Here is a 522-nt window from a genome sequence, read left to right as displayed (position 1 = left end):
CGCGGGGAGGGTGCGCGGGGAGGGTGGGCGACCTCGCCCCGTCGTCCTCAGGCGAGCATGTCCCGCACCATCGGGCCGACCTTCGTCCCGTAGAGCTCGATGCTCCGCACGAGCTGCGCGTGCGGCATGGGGCCCGTGGCGTACTTGAGGTCGAACCGGCGGATGCCCAGGGCCCGGACCGACTCGGCGATCTTGCGCGCGACGGTCTCCGGGGAGCCGACGTAGAGCGCGCCCTCGTCGGCCTCGGCCTCGAAGTGGGCGCGGGTCGTCGGGCCCCAGCCGCGCTCGCGGCCGAGGCGGGAGTACATCGCCTCGTAGTGCGGCCACAGCTCCTCGCGCGCCCGCGCGTCGGTGTCCGCGACGTGGCCTGGCGAGTGGACGCCGATCGGCAGGTCCCCCTGACCCAGCTCCGTCAGGGCCCGGCGGTAGAGGTCGGCCAGCGGGGCGAAGCGGTGCGCGGGCCCGCCGATGATCGCCATCATGAGCGGCATCCCGTAGCGGGCGGCCCGCACGACCGACTCC

The 522-nt window shown here is 75.1% G+C and carries 1 protein-coding gene; it reads right to left on the bottom strand.

Annotation, left to right across the window (positions count from 1 at the left end; translation table 11 throughout):
- Positions 1–47: 47 nt before the first annotated feature.
- The coding region (locus G9H72_RS20805) for an LLM class flavin-dependent oxidoreductase (protein ID WP_166174765.1) at positions 48–522 on the bottom strand (475 nt) is incomplete at its 5' end.

This window comes from Motilibacter aurantiacus (assembly GCF_011250645.1).
GTDB lineage: Bacteria > Actinomycetota > Actinomycetes > Motilibacterales > Motilibacteraceae > Motilibacter_A > Motilibacter_A aurantiacus.
The sequence above is the reverse complement of the archived record's forward strand: the minus strand, read 5'-3'. Positions and strand labels throughout refer to the sequence as shown.